The sequence below is a fragment of the Mesorhizobium australicum genome (genome assembly GCF_900177325.1).
GTDB classification, from domain to species: Bacteria; Pseudomonadota; Alphaproteobacteria; order Rhizobiales; family Rhizobiaceae; genus Mesorhizobium_A; species Mesorhizobium_A australicum_A.
Map to the genome: position 1 here is coordinate 3,669,608 of NZ_FXBL01000004.1, position 22,787 is coordinate 3,692,394.

Annotated in this window: 24 protein-coding genes; 11 read left to right on the forward strand and 13 right to left on the reverse strand. The window is 65.5% G+C overall.

Features of this window, described 5'->3' with window-relative positions; translation table 11 throughout:
• Nucleotides 1-5 precede the first annotated feature (5 nt).
• The 7 genes from B9Z03_RS20565 to B9Z03_RS20595 all read left to right on the forward strand — a co-directional run bounded on the left by B9Z03_RS20565 (nt 6) and on the right by B9Z03_RS20595 (nt 6,846).
• Nucleotides 6-809: an ABC transporter ATP-binding protein gene (locus tag B9Z03_RS20565; protein ID WP_085465913.1), complete on the forward strand. Its 804-nt coding sequence runs from the start codon at nt 6-8 to the stop codon at nt 807-809.
• Nucleotides 796-1,650 carry an ABC transporter permease gene (locus tag B9Z03_RS20570; protein ID WP_085465914.1) on the forward strand — a complete coding sequence of 285 codons (855 nt, stop codon included), beginning with the start codon at nt 796-798 and terminating at the stop codon, nt 1,648-1,650. The genes B9Z03_RS20565 and B9Z03_RS20570 overlap by 14 nt, the downstream gene beginning before the upstream one ends.
• 7 nt (nt 1,651-1,657) lie before the next feature.
• Nucleotides 1,658-2,974 (forward strand): cytosine deaminase, encoded by a 1,317-nt coding sequence (locus B9Z03_RS20575; RefSeq protein WP_085465915.1) that lies wholly within the window; start codon nt 1,658-1,660, stop codon nt 2,972-2,974.
• Nucleotides 2,974-4,371: an FAD-binding oxidoreductase gene (locus tag B9Z03_RS20580; RefSeq protein ID WP_085465916.1), complete on the forward strand. Its 1,398-nt coding sequence runs from the start codon at nt 2,974-2,976 to the stop codon at nt 4,369-4,371. The genes B9Z03_RS20575 and B9Z03_RS20580 overlap by 1 nt, the downstream gene beginning before the upstream one ends.
• An 8-nt stretch (nt 4,372-4,379) precedes the next feature.
• The gene (locus tag B9Z03_RS20585; protein WP_085465917.1) at nt 4,380-4,961 is read left to right on the forward strand and encodes an NAD(P)H-dependent oxidoreductase; all 582 of its coding nucleotides are present in this window, start codon (nt 4,380-4,382) and stop codon (nt 4,959-4,961) included.
• A gap of 7 nt (nt 4,962-4,968) precedes the next feature.
• Nucleotides 4,969-5,556, forward strand: coding sequence for an NAD(P)H-dependent oxidoreductase (locus tag B9Z03_RS20590; protein ID WP_085465918.1), 588 nt, complete (start codon nt 4,969-4,971; stop codon nt 5,554-5,556).
• 93 nt (nt 5,557-5,649) lie between these two features.
• Nucleotides 5,650-6,846 (forward strand): winged helix-turn-helix domain-containing protein, encoded by a 1,197-nt coding sequence (locus B9Z03_RS20595; RefSeq protein ID WP_085465919.1) that lies wholly within the window; start codon nt 5,650-5,652, stop codon nt 6,844-6,846.
• 6 nt (nt 6,847-6,852) lie between these two features.
• Here B9Z03_RS20595 and B9Z03_RS20600 read toward each other — a convergent pair whose 3' ends face one another.
• The 5 genes from B9Z03_RS20600 to B9Z03_RS20620 all read right to left on the reverse strand — a co-directional run bounded on the left by B9Z03_RS20600 (nt 6,853) and on the right by B9Z03_RS20620 (nt 11,584).
• A complete protein-coding gene (locus B9Z03_RS20600; protein WP_085465920.1) occupies nt 6,853-8,901 on the reverse strand; it encodes an NADH:flavin oxidoreductase in 2,049 nt (682 codons plus the stop codon).
• Between the two features lie 89 nt (nt 8,902-8,990).
• The gene (locus B9Z03_RS20605) at nt 8,991-9,287 is read right to left on the reverse strand and encodes a type II toxin-antitoxin system RelE/ParE family toxin (protein WP_085465921.1); all 297 of its coding nucleotides are present in this window, start codon (nt 9,285-9,287) and stop codon (nt 8,991-8,993) included.
• Nucleotides 9,284-9,505, reverse strand: coding sequence for a hypothetical protein (locus B9Z03_RS20610; RefSeq protein WP_085465922.1), 222 nt, complete (start codon nt 9,503-9,505; stop codon nt 9,284-9,286). Before B9Z03_RS20610 ends, B9Z03_RS20605 begins: the two co-directional genes overlap by 4 nt.
• 41 nt (nt 9,506-9,546) lie before the next feature.
• Nucleotides 9,547-10,008: a DUF3828 domain-containing protein gene (locus tag B9Z03_RS20615; protein ID WP_085465923.1), complete on the reverse strand. Its 462-nt coding sequence runs from the start codon at nt 10,006-10,008 to the stop codon at nt 9,547-9,549.
• A 22-nt stretch (nt 10,009-10,030) separates the two neighbouring features.
• Entirely contained in the window at nt 10,031-11,584 is a 1,554-nt protein-coding gene (locus B9Z03_RS20620; RefSeq protein ID WP_085465924.1) for a trimethylamine methyltransferase family protein, read from the reverse strand.
• A 177-nt stretch (nt 11,585-11,761) separates the two neighbouring features.
• On the opposite strand from B9Z03_RS20620, the gene B9Z03_RS20625 reads away from it, so the two are divergent.
• Nucleotides 11,762-12,133, forward strand: coding sequence for a DUF305 domain-containing protein (locus B9Z03_RS20625; protein WP_085465925.1), 372 nt, complete (start codon nt 11,762-11,764; stop codon nt 12,131-12,133).
• A gap of 24 nt (nt 12,134-12,157) precedes the next feature.
• Here the strand turns inward: B9Z03_RS20625 and B9Z03_RS20630 are convergent, their stop codons facing one another.
• Genes B9Z03_RS20630 through B9Z03_RS20640 form a run of 3 tightly spaced genes read right to left on the reverse strand, consistent with a single transcriptional unit; the run spans nt 12,158 to nt 13,947 of the window.
• Nucleotides 12,158-12,589, reverse strand: a complete 432-nt coding sequence (locus tag B9Z03_RS20630; protein ID WP_085465926.1) for a DUF6691 family protein — start codon at nt 12,587-12,589, stop codon at nt 12,158-12,160.
• Nucleotides 12,590-12,591: 2 nt separating this feature from the next.
• Nucleotides 12,592-13,020, reverse strand: coding sequence for a YeeE/YedE family protein (locus B9Z03_RS20635; RefSeq protein WP_085465927.1), 429 nt, complete (start codon nt 13,018-13,020; stop codon nt 12,592-12,594).
• Between the two features lie 39 nt (nt 13,021-13,059).
• Entirely contained in the window at nt 13,060-13,947 is an 888-nt protein-coding gene (locus tag B9Z03_RS20640; RefSeq protein WP_085465928.1) for an MBL fold metallo-hydrolase, read from the reverse strand.
• Nucleotides 13,948-14,117: 170 nt separating this feature from the next.
• Here B9Z03_RS20640 and otsB point away from each other — a divergent pair, with 170 nt between their 5' ends.
• From otsB to otsA, 3 genes are read left to right on the forward strand one after another with little or no spacing between them, the layout of a single operon-like run.
• Nucleotides 14,118-14,903: a trehalose-phosphatase gene (gene otsB, locus B9Z03_RS20645; protein ID WP_176247576.1), complete on the forward strand. Its 786-nt coding sequence runs from the start codon at nt 14,118-14,120 to the stop codon at nt 14,901-14,903.
• Nucleotides 14,900-16,699: a glycoside hydrolase family 15 protein gene (locus B9Z03_RS20650; RefSeq protein WP_085465930.1), complete on the forward strand. Its 1,800-nt coding sequence runs from the start codon at nt 14,900-14,902 to the stop codon at nt 16,697-16,699. The genes otsB and B9Z03_RS20650 overlap by 4 nt, the downstream gene beginning before the upstream one ends.
• A complete protein-coding gene (gene otsA / locus B9Z03_RS20655; RefSeq protein ID WP_085465931.1) occupies nt 16,696-18,081 on the forward strand; it encodes an alpha,alpha-trehalose-phosphate synthase (UDP-forming) in 1,386 nt (461 codons plus the stop codon). The genes B9Z03_RS20650 and otsA overlap by 4 nt, the downstream gene beginning before the upstream one ends.
• Before the next feature lie 7 nt (nt 18,082-18,088).
• On the opposite strand, the gene B9Z03_RS20660 is transcribed toward otsA, so the two are convergent.
• The 5 genes from B9Z03_RS20660 to B9Z03_RS20680 form a co-directional block, all read right to left on the reverse strand.
• The gene (locus B9Z03_RS20660; protein ID WP_085465932.1) at nt 18,089-18,721 is read right to left on the reverse strand and encodes a helix-turn-helix domain-containing protein; all 633 of its coding nucleotides are present in this window, start codon (nt 18,719-18,721) and stop codon (nt 18,089-18,091) included.
• An 81-nt stretch (nt 18,722-18,802) separates the two neighbouring features.
• Nucleotides 18,803-19,138, reverse strand: a complete 336-nt coding sequence (locus tag B9Z03_RS20665) for a response regulator transcription factor (RefSeq protein WP_085465933.1) — start codon at nt 19,136-19,138, stop codon at nt 18,803-18,805.
• A 132-nt stretch (nt 19,139-19,270) separates the two neighbouring features.
• Nucleotides 19,271-19,879 carry a response regulator FixJ gene (gene fixJ, locus B9Z03_RS20670; RefSeq protein ID WP_085467790.1) on the reverse strand — a complete coding sequence of 203 codons (609 nt, stop codon included), beginning with the start codon at nt 19,877-19,879 and terminating at the stop codon, nt 19,271-19,273.
• The gene (locus tag B9Z03_RS20675; RefSeq protein ID WP_432417010.1) at nt 19,872-21,392 is read right to left on the reverse strand and encodes a PAS domain-containing sensor histidine kinase; all 1,521 of its coding nucleotides are present in this window, start codon (nt 21,390-21,392) and stop codon (nt 19,872-19,874) included. Before B9Z03_RS20675 ends, fixJ begins: the two co-directional genes overlap by 8 nt.
• A 318-nt stretch (nt 21,393-21,710) precedes the next feature.
• A complete protein-coding gene (locus B9Z03_RS20680; protein ID WP_348529050.1) occupies nt 21,711-22,358 on the reverse strand; it encodes a phosphoribosyltransferase in 648 nt (215 codons plus the stop codon).
• Nucleotides 22,359-22,787: the final 429 nt, after the last annotated feature.

Sequence of the window (22,787 nt, forward strand, 5' to 3'; positions counted from 1 at the left end):
CTGAAATGAAACCTGCCGGCGGCGCGCCGCTCCTCATCATGCGCGCCGTCGGAAAGACCTTTTCCAACGGCGTGACGGCTCTCGACCGCGTCGACCTGACCCTTCGCGAGGGCGATTTCCTGAGCTTGCTCGGGCCGTCCGGCTGCGGCAAGTCGACGGCGCTGCGCATCGTCGCCGGCCTGTCGTCGCCCACGACCGGCGTGCTCGACTGGCGCGGCGCGCCGATGGGCAAGACCGACATCGGCTTCGTCTTCCAGGAGCCGACGCTGATGCCCTGGGCCAGCGTCTTCGACAATGTCTGGCTGCCGCTACGCCTCAAGGGGGTGTCGCGCCGTGAGGCGACGCCCGCCATCGCCGAACTTCTGGAGCGCGTCCATCTGACCGGCTTCGAAAACGCCGTGCCGCGCGAGCTCTCCGGCGGCATGAAGATGCGCGTCTCGATCGCCCGCGGCCTCGTCACGCGCCCGCGCGTACTCCTCATGGACGAGCCCTTCGCCGCGCTGGACGAGATCACCCGCTTCAAGCTCAACAACGACCTGCTTGAACTGTGGCAGGACCAGCGCTTCACCGTCGTCTTCGTCACCCACAGCGTATTCGAGAGCGTCTTCCTGTCGAACCGCATTGTCGTCATGGCGGCGCGGCCGGGCCGCGTCTTCGAGGAGGTCGATGTCGACGTTCCCTACCCGCGCAACGAGACGTTCCGCACCTCGCCGGAATACGCGGCACTGTGCCGGAAGACGTCCGACGTCCTGGTTGGCGCGATCAATAGTACGGCGGCATCGAAAGGCGTGCTTGATGGCGTCCTTTGAAGAGTCCGCCCCCGTGCCGCTCGACGCGGAGGAAATGCGCCGCCTGCGCGTCGCGCGGCTGGAGAGGATCGGCAAATGGGTGCTCCCGATCGCCATCATGTGCGTGGCGATCTTCCTGTGGGACCGCATCGTCGTCTGGAACGAGATCCCGCACTACATCCTGCCGCGCCCGATCGACGTGCTCCAGGCGCTGATCGATGACCGGGCGCTGCTGTTCTCCTCGCTTCTGACGACGCTGCGCATCACCGGCCTCGGCCTGCTTCTTGCCGTCGTCGGCGGCGTTGGCCTCGCCGTGCTCTTCGCTCAGTCGAAATGGGTGGAGATGTCGTTCTTCCCCTTCGCGATCGTGCTTCAGGTCACGCCCATCGTGGCGATCTTCCCGCTGATCAACATCTATGTCGACAACCAGACGGCAAAGTTGCTGCTCTGCGCCTGGATCGTCGCCTTCTTCCCGATCCTGTCGAACACGACGCTCGGCCTCAACTCGGTCGACCGCAACCTGCGCGACCTGTTCAAGCTGAACGGCGCGACGCGCTGGCAGGAGCTCTGGCACCTGAGGCTACCCGCCGCGATGCCCTATTTCCTCGGCGGCCTGAAGATCGCCGGTGGCCTGGCGCTGATCGGCGCGGTGGTGGCCGAGTTCGTCGCCGGTTCCGCCGGCCAGTCCTCGGGGCTTGCCTCACGCATCATCGAGAGCGGCTACCGGCTGCGCACGGCGCGGCTCTTCGCCGCTTTGATCCTCATTTCGCTGACGGGCATCGTCATCTTCATGACGCTCACCTGGATTTCCCACATGATGCTGCGCCGCTGGCACGAAAGCGCGCTGAAGCAGGAACAGTGAGATCGGCATGACTGCCCTCCCTATCCCTACGAGCGGCTGGTACGTGCTTGCCGACGCCCGCCTGCACGTCTCGACGGTCGAGCCCCTCTCCGCCCAGCCCGACCGCGACGGCTTCATCCGCTGCGACATCTCGATCGCCGACGGCAGGATCAAGGCGATCGCCCCGCGCAACGACCGCCCCGTGCCGCCCCGCGCAGTCGACCTCAAGGGTCGTATCGTCCTGCCCGCTTTCGTCGACTGCCACACCCATCTCGACAAGGGCCACATCTGGCCGCGCATGCCCAATCCGGACGGCTCCTTCATGGGCGCGCTCACCGCCGTCGGAACCGACCGCATGGCGTTCTGGAACGCGAAGGACGTCGAACGGCGCATGGATTTCGCCTTGCGCACCGCCTATGCCCACGGCACCCGAGCGATCCGCACCCATCTTGATTCCATCTCGCCGCAGGAGACGATCTCCTGGGACGTGTTCACCGCGATGCGCGAGCGCTGGAAGGGCCGGATCGACCTCCAGGCCGCCTCGCTCACCGGCGTCGAGACGATCCGCGACGGCGCATGGTTTTCCCGCCTCGCCGAGCGCGTCGCTCGTTCGGGTGGGGTGCTGGGCGCGGTCACCTACATGGTCCCCGACGTGGTCGAAATGATCGACCGCGTCTTTTCGACGGCGATGGAGCGCGGCCTCGAGCTCGACTTCCATGCCGACGAGACCGACGATGTCGAAGCCGTTTCGCTGCGCCTGATCGCGGAGGCGGCGATCCGCCACGGCTTCACCGGAAAAATCCTCGTCGGCCATTGCTGCTCGCTTGCCCGCCAGCCGGATGCCGACGTGCTGCGCACGCTCGACCTCGTGGCGAAGGCCGGCCTGTCCGTCGTGTCGCTGCCGATGTGCAACATGTATCTGCAGGACCGCCGCCACGACCAGACCACGCCGCGCTGGCGCGGCGTCACGCTGTTGCACGAGATGAAGGCGCGCGGCATCAACGTCGCCGTCGCCTCCGACAACACCCGCGATCCGTTCTATGCGTATGGCGACCTCGACATGCTGGAGGTCTACCGCATGGCGACGCGCATTCTTCAGTTCGACCATCCCGTGGCCGACTGGCCGCGCGCCGTCGGCGCCTTCCCGGCGAAGGCGATGGGGCTGGACGATGCCGGCACGCTCAAGGCAGGTGCCGGCGCGGACCTCGTCATCTTCCGCGGCCGCTCCTGGACAGAACTGCTCTCGCGTCCGGAAAGCGACCGCACAGTCGTGCGCGCCGGCGCTGCCATCGAGCGCATCATTCCCGATTATTCCGAACTCGACGACGTGGTGGGACGACCCTGATGGACATCGCTGCGCTGAAGGCCGATCTCGCAGGCATCAAGGTCGAGGACAACCCGGCCATCGTCCAGCAGAAGAGCCGCGACTTCTACTGGTACAGCCCTGTCCTGAAAGCCCAGCTCGAACACGTCACCGCTGACCTCGTCGTCTCGCCGAAGACCGAGAGCGAGCTAATCAGCGTGCTGAAGGCCTGCTATCGCCTCGGCATTCCGGTCACGCCGCGCGGCACCGGCACCGGCAACTACGGCCAGGCCATGCCGCTCTCCGGCGGCGTTGTGCTGTCGCTCGCGGACATGAACGAGATCAGGGTAATCGCCCCTGGCCGCGTCGTCACCGGTCCCGGCGCCGTCATTTCGGAGATCGACAAGGCCGCGCGGGCTCATTCCGCGCAGGAACTCCGCATCCATCCCTCCACCTACCACACCGCCTCGATCGGCGGCTTCATCGCCGGCGGCTCCGGCGGCGTCGGCTCGATCAACTGGGGCGGCCTGCGCGACTTCGGCAACATCATCCGGTTACGTGTGGTGACGATGGAAGAGGAGCCACGAATCCTTGAGCTGACGGGGGAAGATCTGCACAAGGTGACACATGCCTACGGCACCAACGGCATCATCTCCGAAGTCGAGATGCCGCTGACGGCTGCGTACGACTGGGTCGACGTCATCGTTGGCTTCGACACATTCATGGACGCCGCCCGCTACGGCAACGCACTCGGCCTGCAGGATGGGCTGCTGACCAAGCTGATCTCGCCGATCGCCGCTCCCGCCCCCTTCACCTATTTCAAGCGGCACCAGAAATTCTTCCGCGACGGCCAGAGCATCTGCCTCGTCACCGTCGCGCCGCACTCGCTCGACGCTTTCCTTGCCTTTACCCGCCGCTGGGGCGCCGAGATCGTCTTCAATGCGGTCACCGAGACCGACCTCAAGGGCCTGCCGCCAAACTTCGAGCTGTCCTGGAACCACACGACGCTGCGGGCGCTCCGTGTCGATCCGGCGATCACTTATCTGCAGGTGTTATATCCCTTCCCGCACCAGATCGAACGGATCGAGAAGATCCATGCACTGATCGGCGACGAGATGATCGGCCATCTCGAATTCGTCCGCTTCGACGGCAACGTCACCTGCTTCGGCCTGCCGATGATCCGCTACACCACCGAGGAGCGGCTGGAGGAGATCATCCGCCTGCACGAAGAAAATGGCTGCCCGATCTTCAACCCGCACCGCTACACGCTGGAAGAAGGCGGCATGAAGCAGACCGACGAAATCCAGCTCGCCTTCAAGCGCGAGGCCGACCCGAAGGGCCTGCTCAACCCCGGAAAGATGATTGCCTGGGAGAACCCGGCCTACGACTACAAGTCCGGTAAGCTGTTTCTCTTCAAGGGCTTGCAGCAGGCAGGTTGAATCGGAACATGAGAGCCCTCGTCCTTCACGCCCATCCTGTCGAGACGAGCTACAACGCCGCCCTCCACCGGCTGATCGTCGAACGCCTCTCGGCGCGCGGCTACGAGATCGACGACTGCGACCTTTACGCGGAGGGCTTTGACCCGCGGCTCACTCGCGAGGAGCGGCTTGCCTATCACGACATCGGGCCCAACCTCGCCGGCGTATCGGATTATGTCGAACGCGTACGACGTGCCGAGGCGCTCATACTCTCCTTCCCCGTCTGGAACTTCGGCTACCCGGCGATCCTGAAGGGCTTCTTCGACCGTGTCTTCGTCCCGGGCGTGTCGTTCCGCATGGTCGACGGCAAGGTCGAGACCTGTCTCGACACGATCCGCAAGGTCGCCACCGTCACCACCTATGGTGGGCCGCGCTGGCGCGCCTTCGTCATGGGCGACCCGCCGCGCAAGCTCGTGACCCGGCTCCTGCGTGCCACGGTAAAGCCCGGCGCGCCCTTCACCTACCTCGCCCATTACGACATGAACCGCTCGACGGACGCGACCCGCGCCACCTTCATGCGCAAGGTCTCGTCCGCGATGGACCGCTTCTGACAGACGCATGCGCATTCTGCTCGTCTACTGCCACCCGGTCCCCGAGAGCTACGCAGCCTCGATCCGCGACGAGACCATCGCGTCGCTTGAGGCGCGCGGCCATGAGGTCCGCCTGCTCGACCTCTACGCCATCGGCTTCGACCCGGTGATGGGCGCCGAAGAGCGCCGCCGCTACAACCATCTCCCTGCCGATCAGCATCCTCTGCCCGAGCACATCGCACATCTGCGCTGGGCGGAAGGGCTCGTCTTCGTCTACCCGACCTGGTGGTATGGTCTGCCTGCCATGCTCAAGGGCTGGCTCGATCGCGTCTGGGCGCCTGGCGTCGCTTTCTCCATGCCGGAGCCGAACGCCAAGATCGGCCCGCTGATGACCCACATCCGACTTCTCGGCGTCATCACCACTTGCGGCGCGCCGATGTGGTGGTCCTATGTCGTTGGACATCCCGGCCGCCGCACCATCACCCGCGGCATCCGCGCGCTGTGCGCCCGCCGCTGCCGCACCTTCTTCATGGCGCACTACCTGATGGATTCATCCACCGACACGACGCGGCGCAATTTTCTGGCGAAGGTGCGCAAGAAACTCGCGAAGGTGTGAACCTGCAGCCTGTCAGCAGTATGTTCGGTCCGGCGCTTTTCGGGTTGCCGCCCGTCGCGCTTTCCTGAAAATCTCTGCCTTCAGGAGATTCCGTTGCGCGAAAAACTGTCCCTTGCCACCGCCCGCCGTGTCGCGCTCGCTGCCCAGGGCTTTGCCGAGCCCCGCCCCGGCAGCAGCCTCACCCGTCGCCATTTCAACAAGGTTCTCCATCGCCTCGGCCAGTTCCAGATCGATTCCGTCTCGGTTGCGGTGCGCGCCCACTATATGCCGCTGTTCTCCCGTCTCGGCCCTTATCCGATGGCGCTGCTGGAGAGCGCGGCGACGCCGAAGCAGCGACTGCTCTTCGAATACTGGGCGCACGAAGCGTCTTTTCTGCCGATCGACGCATGGCCGCTCTGGCAATGGCAGATGCGCCGGGCCGAACGAGGCGAGAGCATCTACACGGGCCTCGCGAAATTCGGCCGCGAGCGGGGCGATCTGATCGCCGAAATGCAGCGCCGCGTCGCAACCGATGGCCCGCTCGCCGCCTCCGACATCGAAGGTCAACGCGGCCAGGGCGGCTGGTGGGGCTGGAGCGATGCCAAGACCGCACTCGAATGGCTGTTCTGGGCCGGCCGCATAACCGCCCGCGAGCGCAAGCCGAGTTTCGAGCGCATCTACGACCTGCCCGACCGCGTTATCCCGCAAGCGGTTCGGGACCTGCCCGTGCCCGATGAGGAAGAGGCGCACCGGCAACTGACCCGTATGGCCGCCTCGGCGTTAGGGGTCGCAACCGCTGGCGACCTGCGCGACTATTTCCGCCTCCCTGCCCCGAACTACAAGGATCGCCTCGCCGAACTGGTCGAGGCCGGCCATCTCCTTCCCGTCAAGGTCGAGGGCTGGTCGCAGCCGACCTATCTCTCGCTCGACGCCCGCTTCCCTCGCCGTGTCGAAGCCCGCGCCCTGCTCTCGCCCTTCGATCCGCTGGTGTGGGAACGCTCCCGCGCCGAACGCCTGTTCGACTTCCGCTATCGCATCGAGATCTACACGCCGGCGGAGAAGCGCATCTACGGCTACTATGTCCTGCCCTTCCTGCTCGGCGAGCGCATCGTCGCCCGCGTTGACCTCAAGGCCGACCGAGCAGGCTCTGTCCTGCGCGTCCAGTCGGCCCACGCCGAACCGCTCGCCCCACCGGAGACGCCCGCGGAACTGATGGCCGAGTTGAAGCTCATGGCGGAGTGGCTCGGCCTGGAACGTGTCGAGATTGCCGGCGCCGGCGACCTTGCGCCGGCGCTCGCGGCGGTGGGATGAAAGCCCTTAGATCCTGATCCCGAAGCGGATTCCGTCATACACCGCCGCATGGATGTTGCGGCTCGCCACAGCATCGCCGATCCTCAGCAGCATGAAAGCCGCATCAGCCTCCCTTTCGGGAAACACCTCACCACCCGCGACGAGCCGCTCGTAGTCCACCTCGCCCCGGTTCCGCGACAGCGGCTTGAGCCTGAAATAGAGCTCGTCCAGCGGCAGCGTCCCGTGCTCGACCACCACCTGGTCGACCCGCCGCTCCTCGGCAAAACCTTCAGCGAAATCTGAGCCGAGCACAGCCACCAGCTTGTTGCCCTCGCGCCGCACGGCCTTGAGCCGGGTGTTGATGGTGATGCGCACGCCCGTCTCGTGGAACGCTTTCATGTAGGGCACATGGTTCATGCCGCCCATTTCCGGCGCGAAGAAACGCTCCGGCGTGACGAGCTCCACCGCAGCCCCTGCCCGCCCCGCCATTTCCGCCGCAGTCATCCCGGCATGACTGCCATTGTCGTCATAGAGCAGCACGCTCTCGTCCGGTTTCACCGCGCCCGAAACGATGTCCCAGCTCGATGTCACGAGATCGCTGCCCGCCTCCAGCGGCGGGTTCTGCGGCAGGCCGCCGGTGGCGACGATCACCATGTCGGGACCGAGCCCCGTCACGTCGCCCGCCTCCGCCCAGGTGTCGTAGCGCACCTCGACGCCCAGCCGCTCCAGCTCCGCCACCCGCCAGTCGATGATGCCGATCAGTTCCTTGCGCCGCGGGTTCTGCGCCGCGAGCCTCACCTGCCCGCCCGCTTGGCTCGCCGCCTCAAGCACGGTGACGCGATGCCCGCGTTCCGCCGTCACCCGCGCCGCTTCCAGCCCCGCTGGCCCCGCGCCGACCACCACGACATGCTTCAGCGGTCCGTCGGTTCGTGCAATCACGTGAGGGATCGTTGCCTCGCGCCCGGTCGCCGCATTATGGATGCACAGCGCCTCGCCGCCCTCGTAGATCCGGTCAAGGCAATAAGTCGCTCCGACGCAGGGGCGGATTCGGTGCTCCTCGCCGGCCATCACCTTGCGCACGATATGCGGCTCGGCGATATGCGCCCGCGTCATGCCGACCATGTCGAGCTTACCTTCGGCGATGGCATGTCTTGCCGTCGCCACGTCCTGGATACGCGCCGCGTGGAACACCGGGAATTTGGTCGCCGCCCTGACCTCGCCCGCGAAGTCGAGATGCGGCGCCGAGCGCATGCCGGTGATCGGGATCACCTTGGTCAGCGCCGCATCCGTCTCGATCGAACCGCGGATGATGTTCAAAAAGTCGACCTTGCCGCCGGCCGCCAGCCGCCGCGCGATCTCGACGCCCTCGTCCCGCCCGAGCCCCGACGCAAGGTCTTCGTCCGCCACCATACGGATGCCGACGATGAAGTCCGGTCCGACCGCCTTGCGCACTGCGTCCAGCACGCGGTTGGAGAACCGCAGCCGGTTGTCCAGCGAGCCGCCATATTCGTCGTCGCGCGCGTTGGTCGCCGGTGACCAGAATTGGTCGAGCAGATGGCCGTAGGCCTCGAACTCGATCCCGTCGAGCCCCGCCTGCTGCATGCGTTGTGCCGCGCTTGCATAGTCCGCGACGATCCGGTCGATGTCCCAGTCCTCCGCCGTCTTCGGAAAGGCCCGGTGCGCCGGCTCCCGCACCGGCGACGGCGCCAGCACCGGCAGCCAGTCGGCCTTGTTCCAGCCCGTGCGCCGCCCGAGATGGGTGAGCTGGATCATCACCTTGCAGTCGTGCTCGTGGCAGGCGTCGACCAGCTCCCGCATCCAGCGCACGATCTCGTCGCGATAGGCCTGCAGGTTGCCGAACGCCGCCGGGCTGTCGCGCGATACGATCGCGGAGCCCGCCGTCATCGTCAGCGCCATGCCGCCCCTTGCCTTCTCGGCATGGTAGAGCCGGTAGCGCGCCTTCGGCATGCCGTCCTCCGAATAGGCCGGCTCGTGACTGGTCGACATGACGCGATTCTTGAGCGTCAGGTGCTTGAGCCGGAACGGCTGGAGAAGCGGGTCGTTGCTGGCGGTCATGGCTGGCCCCGGATGATGCACCAGCCTCGCCTTCGCTGCGAAGGCGCGCAAGCGCCCGCAGCGGCAAATGATTGGATCAGAGCGTCATCTCAGCGCGGTCGGGCGGGCATTGAGCGTGGATCGCGGGCGCCGTGGCGGATGGCGACGATTTCGATCTCTGCCCGCAGAGCACGGTAGTAAACGAGATAAGGATAAGGCTCCGTATTCATGAGCCGAGTATGCCGACGGTTGGTAGCTCTGCCTGCCAGCGGATAGCTGGCGATTGTCATCAGCACTTCGTCCAGCCGGGTTGCGAATCCAACCTCCGCCGAGGGAGATTCAACTGCGAGATAATCAAGGATCGCGTCGATCTCGCGAGAAGCCCGCGGCGCGATCCGCACTTTCATGCTCGATGTTTCGCGAGGCGCTCCCGCACCTCCTCAAGCGTGAAGAACTCGCCTCGTTCGATCTCAGCGATGCCTTCGTCGATGTCCGCCTCTTCCTCCTTCGACAAGACGTAGACGCTCTTGTCGACGATCGCGCTAATCGTCTGCGCAAGTTCGTCTTGCTCACTCGGCGAAAGAAGCTTCGCCTTGGCAATTGCCTCGTTCAGAGCTTTGGTCATGGATATACCATAGCACGTTCGCGTCCCGCATGCATCGCTGCCTACCCCTCCGGCAAACACTCCAGCCCCGAGAGCTTCCAACCGCTCGACACCGACACGATGTCGGTGATCTTCCATGTGCCACCCTCGTTGACCAGCAGCCACTGCATCTCGCGCTTTGCCTCGTCCGAGTGGTCGGGGAACAGAGTAAACGTCGCCGTCACCGTCGCGGTGTCGCCCTGCACGTCCTCAGACAGCTTCAGCGTCTTCTTGATCGTGTCGTCGTCATAGTCCTGCGCGTCGATGCCCGGGCCGAAGTCGATGCAGCCGATCTCGCCCTCGGGCATCTTGTCGTTGAGGTCGAACAGCTTCTTCGCCGGCCCGGTGAAACGGTCGCGGAAGTCCGGGTCGGCTTCCCACTTCACCGGCACGTAGAAGAAGCGCACCGCGTCCGACGCCGGCCCTGCGATGGCGGGCAGAGCATGGAAAGCCAGGACGGCAGCGAGAGCGGTCTTGCGGAACATGGCGAATCCTCCGTTTCGGCCCTCAATACCACGCATCGTCCATAGATGCCTTCCTGCGCGCGATGAAATCCTTCAGCGCTTCGTCTATCCCCTCGTCCAGCGGCGGCGCCTCGTACTCGGCCAGCATCTTCTTCCATTTGCCATTGGCGCGCGTCGCAGCGTCGACGCTGCCCGCCGCCTCCCATTTCTCAAACGGCTCGTTGTCAGCCATCTCCGAATCCCAGAACGCCGTCTCGTAATTCGCCAGCGTGTGCTGCGAACCGAAGAAATGGCTGCCCGGCCCGACCTCCCGGAAGGCGTCGAGCGCGAGCTGGTTGTCGTCGATCGTCACCCCGTCGAGATAAGTGTGCAGCGCGCCGCAGAAGTCGGCGTCCATGACGAACTTCTCGTAAGACATCGACAAAAGCCCATCGAGGAAGCCGGCCGAATGCAGGATAAAGTTGGCGCCGCAGTGCACGGCGGCCAGCATCGACATCGTTCCCTCGTTCATCGCATGCGCGTCGGGCAGTTTTGATGTCGTGAAATTGCCCGAACAGCGCAGCGGGAGGTTCAGGCGCCGCGCGAGCTGCCCCACCACCATCGAGCCGATCGCGGGCTCCGGCGTCCCGAAGGTCGGCGAGCCGGAGCGCAGCGACATCGACGACAGGAAGTTGCCGTAGATCACCGGCGCACCCTTGCGTTCGAGCTGTGTCAGCGCGCAGCCCGCCATCGTCTCGGCATGCGCCTGCGCGATCGCGCCGGCATTGGTCACCGGCCCCATCGCCCCGCCAAGGATGAACGGCACGATCACCGCTGCCTGGTTCGCGCGGGCATAGGCGCGCAGCGCCGCCGTCATCGTCGCGTCCCATACCAGCGGCGAGTTGACGTTGACATTGCCGAGGATAACGCAGTTCTGGTCCACGAAGTCACGGCCGAACACCAGCCGCGCCATGTCGATCGAATCCTCCGCCCGGCTCTCCGCGGTCACCGAGCCCATGAAGGCACGGTCGGAATACTTAATATGGCTGTAGACCATGTCGAGGTGGCGCTTGTTCACCGGCACGTCGACCGGCTCGCAGATCGTCCCGCCCGAGTGATGCAGCCAGGGCGAGGCCTGTGCCAGCTTCACGAAATTGCGGAAATCCTCGATCGTTCCGTAGCGGCGCCCCTTGTCGAGATCCATCACGAAGGGCGAGCCATAAGCGGGCGAGAACACCACCGACTTGCCGCCGATTTCGACCGATCGCGCCGGGTTGCGCGCATGCTGGATGAAGCTCGCCGGCGCGCTCCTCAGGATCTCGCGCAGCATGCCGGGCTCGAATCTCACCAGCACCCCGTCGACCATCGCGCCCGCCCGCCTCCAATGGTCGAGCGCGACCGGGTCGTCTCGGAACTCGATGCCGATCTCGGCAAGAATCCGGTCGGCCGTCTCCTCGATGCGGATTAGGCTCTCTTCGCCGAGAATGTCGTAGGTCGGGATGTTGCGGACGATGTAGGGTCGGCCAAGGCCGCGCGGCCCGTGCGAGCGCTGCTCGCGCCGCGCGCCTCGCCCTGCCCGCTCCCGTTTCGGCTGTGCCGTGTGCTCGAGCACGTCCATGGCAACCTCCCAGGCTTTGCGCCAGCCTAGCGCTCTTGATTGCCCGCCCGCCAGCGGCGGGTGCGTCACCCTCTGGCGCATCCGCGCCTCTGGCCCGTCCACGATGTGTCGATTGCCTGTTGACCTTCCACTAGCTGGAAGGACTACGCGGCTCTCGTCCAATAGAGGAGACCAACCATGTCCACTGCAAAGACCCGCGCCGCCGTTTTGGCGCTCGTCACCTCCTTCGCGCTGTTCCACTCGCCGGCATTCGCACAGATGGACCATTCGAAGATGGGCGAAATGAGCCCGGCATCCACCGCCTATATGCAGGCGATGACGAAGATGGATACCGACATGAAGGCGATGCAGATGACCGGCAAGCCCGGCGCCGACTTCGCCCTGATGATGATCCCGCACCACCAGAGCGCCATTGACATGGCCAAGGCCTATCTGGAAAGCGGCGAGAACGATCCGGAGCTCACCAAGCTGTCGCGAGACATCATCGCCGCCCAGGAGAAAGAGATCGCTTTCCTCAAAGGCTGGCTTGAGAAGAACGCCGGCAAGTAGCCCTTCTCCGCGAAGCCGCCCGCCTTACGTCGCGATCAGGCTCGCCGGCCGCGTGCCGGCCAGCCGCGCGGCCCACATGCCGACGAACATGGCCGGCACGAAGACCAGCGTGCCGGGCGCCGCGAGCCCGATCGCCGTCAGCGCCGGTCCGGGGCAGAAACCGGACAGGCCCCAACCGAAGCCGAAGATTGCCGGACCAACGAAGATTCTCGGCTCCAGGTCCGTCCGGCTGGGTATGTGAAACTTCGACCCGATCACCGGCCTATCGCGCTTCAGCACCAGCCTGTAGCCGAAGAACGCCACGATCACCGCGCCACCCATCACGAAGGCGAGCGACGGATCCCATGGTCCGGCCAGATCGAGAAAGTTCAGCACCTTGGCGGGATCGGACATGCCCGAAATCACCAGTCCGACGCCGAAGAGCAGGCCAAGGAGCAGATTGACGACGAAGGTCATCATCAGCCTCCGAGCAGGTGGCGGGTGACGAAGACCGTGACGAACGCCACGGCCATGAACACGCCCGTCGCCACGGCGGAGCGCAGAGACAGCCGCGACAGGCCGCACACGCCGTGGCCGCTGGTGCAGCCATAGCCCCAGACCGAGCCGAACCCGATGATCAGACCTGCAGCGGCCATCAGCGGCAGGTTGCCGGACACGGTCTGCGTCACAGGCTCGCCCGTCACCGCCTGCATGACGAAAGGCGCCGCGACGAGGCCGATCACGAACCCGAAGCGCGACAGGAACGCGCCGTCGCGATAGGGCGGCAACAGCCGGCTCGCTATGGTGCTGATGCCTGCGACCCGGCCCTCATAGGCCATCAGCAGAACCGCCGAGAGCCCGATCAGCGCCCCGCCAATCAGGGAGGTGAGTGGGGTGAATTCCGTCACGTTCCGTCTCCTTTCAAGCCCGGCCGGCCTCTGGAAGCATCAGCCCCAGGGACCGCCGGTCAAAAGGTCGAGCGGGATCTTGAGATAGCGCTTCCCGTTCGCCTCCGGCTCCGGCAGCCGCCCGCCATTGATGTTCACCTGCAACGCATGAAGGATGAGCTTCGGCATCGGCAGCGTCCGGTCGCGCGCATCGCGCACCTCGCAATAGTCTGCCTCGGACTTCGCCCTGGAGATATGGGAGTTCGTTGCTTTTTGTTCGGCAACCGTGGATTCCCATTGCGGTTCGCGGCCCCCGGGCTGGTAATCGTGTCCTGTGAACAACCGCGTCTCATCCGGCAGGGCCAGGATGTCCTGGATCGAGCGCCACAGCCGCTTCGAGCTGCCGCCCGGAAAATCCGCGCGCGCCGTGCCGGAATCCGGCATGAACAGCGTGTCGTGCACGAAGGCCGAGTCGCCGACCACATAGGTGATCGAGGCCAGCGTGTGGCCCGGCGAAAACATCACGCGGCCCTTCAGCTCGCCGATCGAGAATGCCTCGCCCTCCGCGAACAGCTTGTCCCACTGCGACCCGTCCGCCGGGAAGTCCGGCCAGTTGTAGAAGTCCTTCCAGAGCTTCTGCACCTCGACAATGTGATCGCCGATGGCCGTCGGCGCGCCCGTCTTGGCCTTCAGATACTGCGCGGCGGAAAAATGATCGGCATGCGGATGCGTGTCGAGGATCCACTCCACCGTCAGCCCCTTCTCGGCGACGTAGTCGAGGATCTTGTCCGCGTTCCAGGTCGCGGTCTGGCCCGACTTCTCGTCATAGTCGAACACGGGATCGATGATCGCGCAGTGCTTCGTCGTCGGGTCCGACACGACATACTGGATCGAGAAGGTCCGTTTGTCGAAGAAGGCTGCGACATCGGGTTTGGCGGTGCTGTGCATGGCGGGTCCTGATTTGGGCCGGACTCAATGTCTCGACATTGGCGGCCGCGGAAGAGGGCGATTCCTGCATATTGGCGAAAAAGCGATCCTGCAATCGACCCCGATATGAAATCCTATTCCGAAGCGTTTCAGCGGTTGCCATGAGGCCGTCACTGACTATGTTCGGTCCCATGACGGACTTGCAGGCAACGCCAGCGGCACCCGCCACCCATGCCCAGCCCTCCAGGCACGGCGACCTTCCGGCAAGCGTCGAAGGCCGGGCCCTCTTTCTCGACGTGGACGGCACGCTGCTCGACATCGCCGACCGGCCCGAAGATGTCCTGGTTCCGCCTCGTCTGCTGGACGATCTTATGCGGCTTTCGGTTCGCATCGAGGGGGCGCTGGCGCTGGTTTCAGGCCGCAGCCTCGCCCGTCTCAGGCAGTTCTTCCCCGATCTTCCCTGCGGTCTCGCCGGCCTGCATGGCGCGGAAATCGCCTATCCGAACGGAACCCATGCTGCAGTGCAGCGTTCGCCTGAGCTGCAAGGCGCGATCGAGGCTCTGTCGCGCATCTCGGCGGCTTGGCCCGGCGTCGAGATCGAGGACAAGGGCGGCGCCTTTGCCGCCCATTATCGCCTCGCACCGCGATTCGCGTCGGCGGTCGAGATCGAAATGGAACGGCTGGCACGCCAGCTCGGGGATCAGGTGGTAGTGCAGAAAGGGAAGTGCGTGATCGAGATCAGGCCGGCGGGGCACGACAAGGGGACGGCGCTGCTGGGATTCATGTCGCAGGCGCCTTTCGCGGGCCGCACGCCCGTCGCGGTGGGCGACGACCTGACCGACGAGGCAATGTTCCGGGTCGCCAACGAACTGGGCGGCCTGTCTGTGAAGGTTGGTGCGCCGGGCGGCACCCTCGCCCGCGGCATCGTTTCCTCTCCCGATGACGTTAGGGCCTGGATCGGGAACGTCGCCCGATGAGCCCGATCTCTCTCGACCTCGGCGTGATCGGCAATGCCGCCGCCGCGGCGCTCGTCGACCGCGCCGGCTCGATCGTCTGGATGTGCGCGCCGCGCATGGACGGTGATCCGGTCTTCTGCCGGCTCCTCGGCGGCGAGGACGGAACGACGGCCGGCGAAACCGGCGACTGGTCGATCCGCATCGAGCGTATGGCGTCGAGCCGCCAGTCTTATGTGCGCAACACGGCGATCCTCGAGACCGTGCTGGAGGACGAGGACGGCAATGGCCTGCGCATCACCGATTTCGCGCCCCGCTTCAAGGCGGCTGGGCGCATGTTCCGGCCTCTCACCCTCATCCGCATCATCGAGCCGCTGAAAGGCGCACCCCGCGTGTCGGTCCTCATGCGGCCGAGGTGGAACTACGGCGCGCATGCGCCCGAAACGACGCGCGGCTCGAACCACATCCGCTTCATCCTGGGCGAGCAGGTGCTGCGGCTGACGACGAACGCGCCGGTCGAGTTCGTCCAGCGCGGCACGCCCTTTCTCGTCGACCGTCCCTACGCCTTCGTCTTCGGCCCTGACGAGCGGCTCGCCGCGCATCCGCTGGACACGGCGCACTCCCTCCTGCGGGAGACGCGCGACTACTGGATCGACTGGGTCCGCAGCCTGCACCTGCCCGCAGATTGGCAGGACGTCGTCATCCGCTCTGCGATCACCCTCAAGCTGTGTTCGCACGAGGAAACGGGGGGCATCGTCGCGGCACTCACCACCTCCATCCCCGAATACGGCGCGACCGGCCGCACCTGGGACTACCGATTCTGCTGGCTGCGCGATTCCTTCTTCACCGTGAAGGCGCTCAACGCGCTGGGCGCCACGCGGACGATGGAGGATTATCTCGGCTATGTCTCGAACATCGCCGCCGCCTCGCCGCAGGGCTATCTGCAGCCCCTCTTCGGCATCGGCCTGGAGCGGCGGATCGACGAGGAGATTGCCGGGTCTCTCGATGGTTACCGCGGCCTCGGCCCCGTACGCCGCGGCAATGCGGCCTACAGCCAGGTGCAGAACGACGGCTACGGTTCGGTCATCCTGTCGGTCATCCAGTATTTCTTCGACGAACGCCTTCCGGGCATGGGCGAGGAATCGCTGTTCCGCCGGCTGGAGCCGCTGGGCGAGCAGGCATTCGCCCGCTGGGACGTGCCGGATGCCGGCCTGTGGGAGTTCCGCACCCGCAATTCGGTGCACACCCATTCCAGCCTGATGTGCTGGGCCGCCTGCGACCGGCTTGCGCGCATCGCCGCCAAGCTCGGGCTCGCCGATCGCGTCGACTTCTGGCGCGGCCGGGCCGACACGATCCGCGACGGCATCCTTGCCCGAGCCTGGAACGAGGAACAGAAAGCCTTCGTCTCGACCTTCGAGGGAAGCGACCTCGATGCGAGCCTGCTGCTCATCCCCGAGATCGGCCTGCTGCCGGCCGACGACCCTCGCTTCCTGTCGACGCTTGCCGCCATCGAGAAGCACCTGCGCTTCGGGCATCATCTCTACCGCTACCGCGCGCCGGACGATTTCGGCGAGCCTGAGACGGCCTTCACCGCCTGCACCTTCTGGCTGATCGACGCGCTCGCCCGCGTCGGCCGCGCAGATGACGCACGCGCCATTTTCGAGGACGTCCTGGCACATCGCAACCATCTCGGCCTGCTGTCGGAAGGCATCCATGTCGATACCGGCGAGCTATGGGGGAACTACCCCCAGACCTATTCGATGGTCGGTCTCATCAATGCCGCCATGCGCCTGTCGCGGCGCTGGGAGGACATGCTGTGAGCCGGCTCGTCGTCGTCTCGAACCGTGTCCCTGCGCCTGGCAAGGGCAAGGCCCAGGCCGGCGGGCTGGCCGTGGCTTTGCAGGCGGCACTCGCCGCCAAGGGCGGGCTGTGGATGGGCTGGTCCGGCGCGTCGAGCGGCGCGCGCGATCCCGGAGCCATGACCTTCCGCGAAGATGGGCCGATCACCTATGCGCTGACGGATCTGAGTCGCAAGGACATCGACGAATATTATGCCGGCTTCGCCAATTCGACGCTCTGGCCGCTCTGCCACTACCGCCTCGACATCACCGACTACGCGCGCAAGGACATGGCCGGCTATTTCCGCGTCAACCGCTTCTTCGCCCGGCAGCTCGCGCCCAATCTCCTGCTCGACGACCTGATCTGGATCCACGACTATCACCTCATTCCTCTCGCCGCCGAGTTGAGACAGATGGGGGTGAAGAACCGCATCGGGTTCTTCCTGCACATCCCCTTCCCGCCGCCGGACGTGTTTTTCGCGCTTCCCGTGCACGCCACCATCCTCGCCGGGCTCTCCGCCTATGACATCGTCGGCTTCCAGACCCGCTACGACGCCGACAATTTCTGCTCCTGCCTCGAGCGCGAGGGCATCGGCCGCCGCGTTTCCGACGACTGGATCAAGACCAGCAGCGGTCATTTCCGGGTGGGTGTTTTTCCGATCGGCATCGACACCGCCGGCTTCGAGAGGGCGGCGCAGGACGCCGAGCATAACCCGGCGGTGCGCAAGATCGCACGATCGCTGGTCGACCGCGACGTCGTCATCGGCGTGGACCGCCTCGACTACTCGAAAGGCATCCCTCAGCGCTTCCAGGCCTTCGACCGCTTCCTGAGGGACAATCCCGCCCACAAGGGCCGCGCGACGCTGCTGCAGGTGACGCCTAAATCGCGCTCCGACGTGCCGCATTATCTGGAGATGCAGCGCGAGGTGGCCGAGCTTGCCGGCCGGGTCAACGGCGAACTCGCCACGCTCGACTGGACCCCGATCCGTTACGTCAATTCCTCGATCGGCCATTCCATCCTGGCCGGCCTCTACCGCATTGCCCGCGTCGGCCTCGTGACGCCGATGCGCGACGGCATGAACCTGGTGGCGAAGGAATATGTGGCGGCGCAGCGGCCCGTCGATCCGGGCGTGCTCGTGCTGTCGCGCTTCGCGGGGGCGGCGCGCGAGATGGACGGCGCCATCCTGGTCAACCCCTACGACACCGAGGCGGTCTCGCAGGCGATCGCCCAGGCGCTGACGCTGCCGTTGGAGGCCCGTCGCGAGCGACACGCCGCGATGCTCGATCACCTGCGGCGTCACGATATCGGCGCCTGGTGTGGCGCCTTCCTCGAGGCCCTGCGGGAAGGCGGGCAACCGGGCTGACGACAGCCTATTCGCAGAGGGCGCGCAGCACCCCCGGCTTTTTCATTTCGACGGTGCGCAGGCTGACCAGTCTGATCACGCCCTGCGCGCGCAGCTTCGAGAAGACGCGGGAGACGGTTTCGATCGTAAGCCCGAGATAGTCGCCGATGTCGGTGCGCGACATCGGCAGGTCGAACTGTTCCAACCCGCCTTGCCGTTCGGCCATGTCCAGCAGGAACGCGGCGATCCGCTCCACTGCGTTCTGGCGTCCGACGACCAGCAGATGCTCCTGGGTGCGCACGAGGCAGCGCAGCGCGAACTCCATCACCTCCGGCGTGACGCCGCCGGCGCTGGCCCGCGGCATGACGCGCAGGCCGGTCGCACCGACCGCGTCGGCGAAGAAATGATGCACGCCGTCAGCCTGGAACCCGAACACTTCGCCCGGCAGGTGGAAGGCCGAAATCTGCCTGCGCCCATCAGCCAGCAGCCTGTAGACGCGTACAGCGCCGAACTCCACGCGATAGAGCCGATCCGCCCTGTCGCCCTGGGCGTAGATCTCCTCGCCGTTGGTGAAGAGCATCGGCGCAGGTGTGGTGGCGATCGATCTCTCGGCAACGGAGCCGCGATCGGGTGAAATCAGGAAGATCGGAGCAGTGGTCATCGCGGTTCCCTCTTGGAGTGACGGGAACATCAATCGCTCAAATCGCGACGCCGCAGAATCCGGTTACCTCCCTACGGAATTCTACGTAGAGAGGCCCGGATGCTGAAGAAGGGCATCGCGCACGGCCTGTACAAGATTCTGGCCAAGGAACGGCTTTTCGACCGCTCGAACGACGGGATCCGAGGGCAATGCCCCGGTTCGGTCGAGCAGCAGGACGATCGTTTCCGAAATCTCCTTGAGGCGGTCCCACGCCTGCGAATCGCCGACCGTCGCGTCTTCGTCGACAACCGCGCAGCGTCGCCGCTCTATCCCGCCAACGCTGGGCACCGACTCATAGGCGCTCACATCAAAGCCTTCTGCTTCGAGGAGGAAGGCGATCGAACGCCGGAGTTCCTTGTCGCGTGCGATGACGAGCACTTTCTTATCGATTCCCAGGTTCGTTTTCCCGGCGCCATGCGAAATGGCAGCGATGGGACAGCGAACGACGCTATCTCCGCCGGGCGTTCGACTCCTTGCGGGAAATCAATTCGACTTCGTCAGAATGGAAGATTATTGGTCGAGGACCCCGGCGGCGATCGCCATCCGAACCAGCTCGGCGAGGCTCCTCGCCTCCATTTTCGACATGATGTTGGCACGGTGCACCTCGACGGTGCGCGGCGAGATGTCGAGGTCATAGCCGATGGTCTTGTTCGGCAGACCCGCGACGATGCCTGACAAGACCTCGCGCTCGCGCTCGGTCAGCATGGCCAGCCTGCTGGCGATCGAATGGACATCGTTGAACGCGACCTTCTCGATCTCCTCGGCCGCGCGCTTGATGCTGTCGATCAGGATCTGGTCCTCGAACGGCTTCTCGATGAAGTCGAGCGCCCCCGCCTTCATCGCCGCGACCGCCATCGGCACATCGCCGTGGCCGGTGATGACGATCGCCGGGATCCTGCGCCCCTGCTCGCGCAGGCGGCGCAGCAGTTCGACGCCGTCGATGTCAGGCATGCGCAGGTCCGTGACCAGGCAGGCATTGCGTATATCGGGCGCGGCCCTGAGAAAGGCGGTGGCTGATTCGTGCAGCCGCACGGTGAAGCCCTCGATCGTCAGCAGGAACGCCAGCGACTTCCGCACCGGCTCCTCGTCGTCCACGATGTGAACGACGTAGTCACCTATCGTCATTGCTCTGCGTCTCCGTGTCAGCGGGCAGCGTGAAGCGGAACGTGGCGCCGCCCGTTTCGTTACGCGTAACGGAGATCTCGCCGCCATGCGCCTCTATGATGCGTCGCGAGATGGAAAGGCCTATGCCCATCCCGCCCGATTTGGTCGTCACGAACGGCTTGAACAGCCGCTCGGCGATCTCCTCCGAAATGCCGGGCCCGGTATCGGTCACCTCAACGACCGCGAAACGGTCGTCCGGATAGGTGCGCACGGTCAGTTCCTTGCGCTCGCTCCCGCGCATCGCCTCGGTGGCATTGCGCATCAGGTTGGTCAGCACCTGCTGGATCTGTACCCGGTCGGCAAGGACGAAATCCGCGCCGGTGTCGAACTGAAATACGACCCGGACCCCCTGCTCGCGCGATCCCACCAGCGCCAGCGCGCCGGCCTCTTCCACCAGCTTGCGGATATCCTCGCGCGTCTGCTCGGTCTCGCCGCGCATGACGAACTCGCGCAGGTGTCTGATGATCTGGCCTGCGCGCAGCGATTGGGCGGCGACTTCCTCCAGCGCCTCGCGCAGGCGTGACGCGATCGCCTCGGGCGCGTCGCGCAGCATCCGCACGCAGCCTTGCGAATAGTTCGCGATCGTTGAGAGCGGCTGGTTCAGTTCGTGCGCAAGCGTGGACGCCATCTCGCCGAGCTCGTTCAGGCGGGCGAGCCGCGCCAGTTCCGACTGCACTTCGCGCAGCCGCGCCTCGGACTCCTCGCGTTCCGTCAGATCCCGGATGAAGCCGGTGAAGAAGAGGCTGTCGCCCGACCGCATCTCGCCGACTGCGAGCTTCATCGGAAAGGTCGAGCCATCCTTGCGGGATCCCACCACCACGCGATCGATGCCGATGATGCGTCGTTCGCCCGTGTCCAGATAGCGGTTGATGTAGCCGTCATGCTCCCGCTGATAGGGCTCTGGCATCAGCATGCGCACGTTGCGGCCCACCACCTCGCTCTCGCTGTAGCCGAACTGCCGCACGGCGGCGGCGTTGAACGACATGATGGTTCCCTTGCGGTCGATCACCACCGTCGCGTCGGGCACCGTGTCGAGGACGGAACTCAGATGCGCCTCACGCAGCCTGAGCTGCCTCTCCGTCTCCGCCATTTCCGCATAGGCGGCGCGCAGCACCTCGCCCAGCCAGGCGATGATGCCGCCGGCCACGGCGAAGATACCCAGCCCGAGCCAAGGGCCCTCGGTGAACTGGCTCGAGAGGCTGATGAGCACATAGGCACTCACCAGCGACGCAGCCACGCTGAACAGACCCGGACCCAGTCCGCCCAGGATCGAGGCGAGCACGATCGCCGGCGCGAACACGATCAGCAGAAGCGGGCCGTTCCAGACCTCCTGAACGAAGACCTGCAGCACGAATGTCACCAGGACCGCGACGATCGCGATCACATAGCGCGCAAGCGGGCGATTCTCCCGTGCGAACAAATCCGCCAACAACCTCCCGCTTCGGGAGGCGACGGGCATCGGTTTCATCTATGGACTCTGGCGAGGGCCGTTGGTCGTGCTTGGTTAAGGTGTGACCAATACACCACACTCCGCGCTTTGCGAAGCACGGATGGAGCATACCGACAGCGCCGAACCGGTGCGCCATGTCGCCCGGCCCGATGGCGTAGACGAGTTTCGGCGACACGACGATCGCGGTGATCGACAGGGTCGTGCTTGCTGCCGTCCATGATGGTCGAGAACCGGTCGCTCGGCTTCATGGCCTGCGGCTTGGCGAAGCTTTCGAGCATCGATGCGACATCCTCCCTGCCGGATGAAGCAGCCGATGCCTTGACGCGCATCAGATCACTATGTCTGGCCCGGCGCGGCGCCCCGCCCCTTCCTGTGGCGGGAAGCGGCCTTTGCGAGCAGGTCGAGCACCTCGGCGTCATCCAGCTGATGGAACTCGCGGTAGTGGTAGCCGAGCGCCCTGAAGTGTGGTGGCTGCGACAGGCACACGACGCGGTCGGCCTCGTGCGACAGCTCCATCACGGCCTCTTGCGAGGCCACCGGCAAAGCGACGATGATTTCGGCCGGCGAACGCCGCCGCAGCGCACGCACCGCCACCTTCATGGTCGTTCCCGTCGCCGCGCCGTCATCCACCAGGATCACAGTCTTGCCGCGCACGGAAACCGGCTGCCGCGTGCCGAGATAGGCGGCGCGGCGGCGTTCGAGCTCCGGCCTCTCCTGCGCGATCAGCCCGGCCAGTTCCTCCTCTTGCAGGTTGTAGGCCTCGACGATCTCGCGGTTGAGCACCACGTCCGGCGGGTTGCCGTCTACGATCGCCGCCACCGCCAGTTCGCGATTGCCGGGCGCGCCCACCTTGCGCACGATAACGAGATCGAGCCGCGCCCCAAGCGCCCGCGCCACCTCGTCGGCGACCGGCACCCCGCCCCGCGGCAGCGCGAGCACCACCGGCTCTCGCGGCGCGAGCGCCACGACTTCGGCAGCGAGCATTTCGCCGGCTTCTTTGCGGTCCCGGAACATCGGATCAGTGCACTGCCCGACGCCGGAGCGGCGCGCAGATCCGGTCGCATGGATGCCTCATCTCTTCCCTCGCCGACCCAATGAAAACGATGCAAGAATCTCCGCTCGCCCGCGGTTCCGCCTTGATGCGGATCAAGGGGCCGCGACCGCCACGGAATTCGGCTGCCCACTTCATATTCCACAAAATTAGTAGACATTATTGACATTATCGGTGTTCGGCACATACTGCCTCTGCACGAGTCAGGAGGTCGAAATGAGGATTTTGTCCTTGCCCCCGTTTCGGGCGCTGATGTCAGCCCTGCTCCCTCGCTTCGAGGGACCGACTGAGTTTTCGCAAACCAGGTCGGACCGTGGTGACCGGGCATCTGGCGAGCGCGGGCCGGAGCGGCTCGACGGCTT

Coding starts and splice junctions, on each gene's coding strand:
- B9Z03_RS20575 (WP_085465915.1), top strand. CDS start 1,658: ATGACTGCCCTCCCTATCCCTACGAGCGGCTGGTACGTGCTTGCCGAC.
- B9Z03_RS20580 (WP_085465916.1), top strand. CDS start 2,974: ATGGACATCGCTGCGCTGAAGGCCGATCTCGCAGGCATCAAGGTCGAG.
- B9Z03_RS20630 (WP_085465926.1), bottom strand. CDS start 12,589: ATGACCTTCGTCGTCAATCTGCTCCTTGGCCTGCTCTTCGGCGTCGGA.
- B9Z03_RS20650 (WP_085465930.1), top strand. CDS start 14,900: ATGAGCCCGATCTCTCTCGACCTCGGCGTGATCGGCAATGCCGCCGCC.
- B9Z03_RS20625 (WP_085465925.1), top strand. CDS start 11,762: ATGTCCACTGCAAAGACCCGCGCCGCCGTTTTGGCGCTCGTCACCTCC.
- otsB (WP_176247576.1), top strand. CDS start 14,118: ATGACGGACTTGCAGGCAACGCCAGCGGCACCCGCCACCCATGCCCAG.
- B9Z03_RS20675 (WP_432417010.1), bottom strand. CDS start 21,392: ATGAAACCGATGCCCGTCGCCTCCCGAAGCGGGAGGTTGTTGGCGGAT.
- B9Z03_RS20565 (WP_085465913.1), top strand. CDS start 6: ATGAAACCTGCCGGCGGCGCGCCGCTCCTCATCATGCGCGCCGTCGGA.
- B9Z03_RS20605 (WP_085465921.1), bottom strand. CDS start 9,287: ATGAAAGTGCGGATCGCGCCGCGGGCTTCTCGCGAGATCGACGCGATC.
- B9Z03_RS20680 (WP_348529050.1), bottom strand. CDS start 22,358: ATGCTCGCTGCCGAAGTCGTGGCGCTCGCGCCGCGAGAGCCGGTGGTG.
- B9Z03_RS20585 (WP_085465917.1), top strand. CDS start 4,380: ATGAGAGCCCTCGTCCTTCACGCCCATCCTGTCGAGACGAGCTACAAC.
- B9Z03_RS20590 (WP_085465918.1), top strand. CDS start 4,969: ATGCGCATTCTGCTCGTCTACTGCCACCCGGTCCCCGAGAGCTACGCA.
- B9Z03_RS20610 (WP_085465922.1), bottom strand. CDS start 9,505: ATGACCAAAGCTCTGAACGAGGCAATTGCCAAGGCGAAGCTTCTTTCG.
- B9Z03_RS20660 (WP_085465932.1), bottom strand. CDS start 18,721: ATGACCACTGCTCCGATCTTCCTGATTTCACCCGATCGCGGCTCCGTT.
- B9Z03_RS20640 (WP_085465928.1), bottom strand. CDS start 13,947: ATGCACAGCACCGCCAAACCCGATGTCGCAGCCTTCTTCGACAAACGG.
- B9Z03_RS20600 (WP_085465920.1), bottom strand. CDS start 8,901: ATGACCGCCAGCAACGACCCGCTTCTCCAGCCGTTCCGGCTCAAGCAC.
- B9Z03_RS20620 (WP_085465924.1), bottom strand. CDS start 11,584: ATGGACGTGCTCGAGCACACGGCACAGCCGAAACGGGAGCGGGCAGGG.
- B9Z03_RS20615 (WP_085465923.1), bottom strand. CDS start 10,008: ATGTTCCGCAAGACCGCTCTCGCTGCCGTCCTGGCTTTCCATGCTCTG.
- B9Z03_RS20570 (WP_085465914.1), top strand. CDS start 796: ATGGCGTCCTTTGAAGAGTCCGCCCCCGTGCCGCTCGACGCGGAGGAA.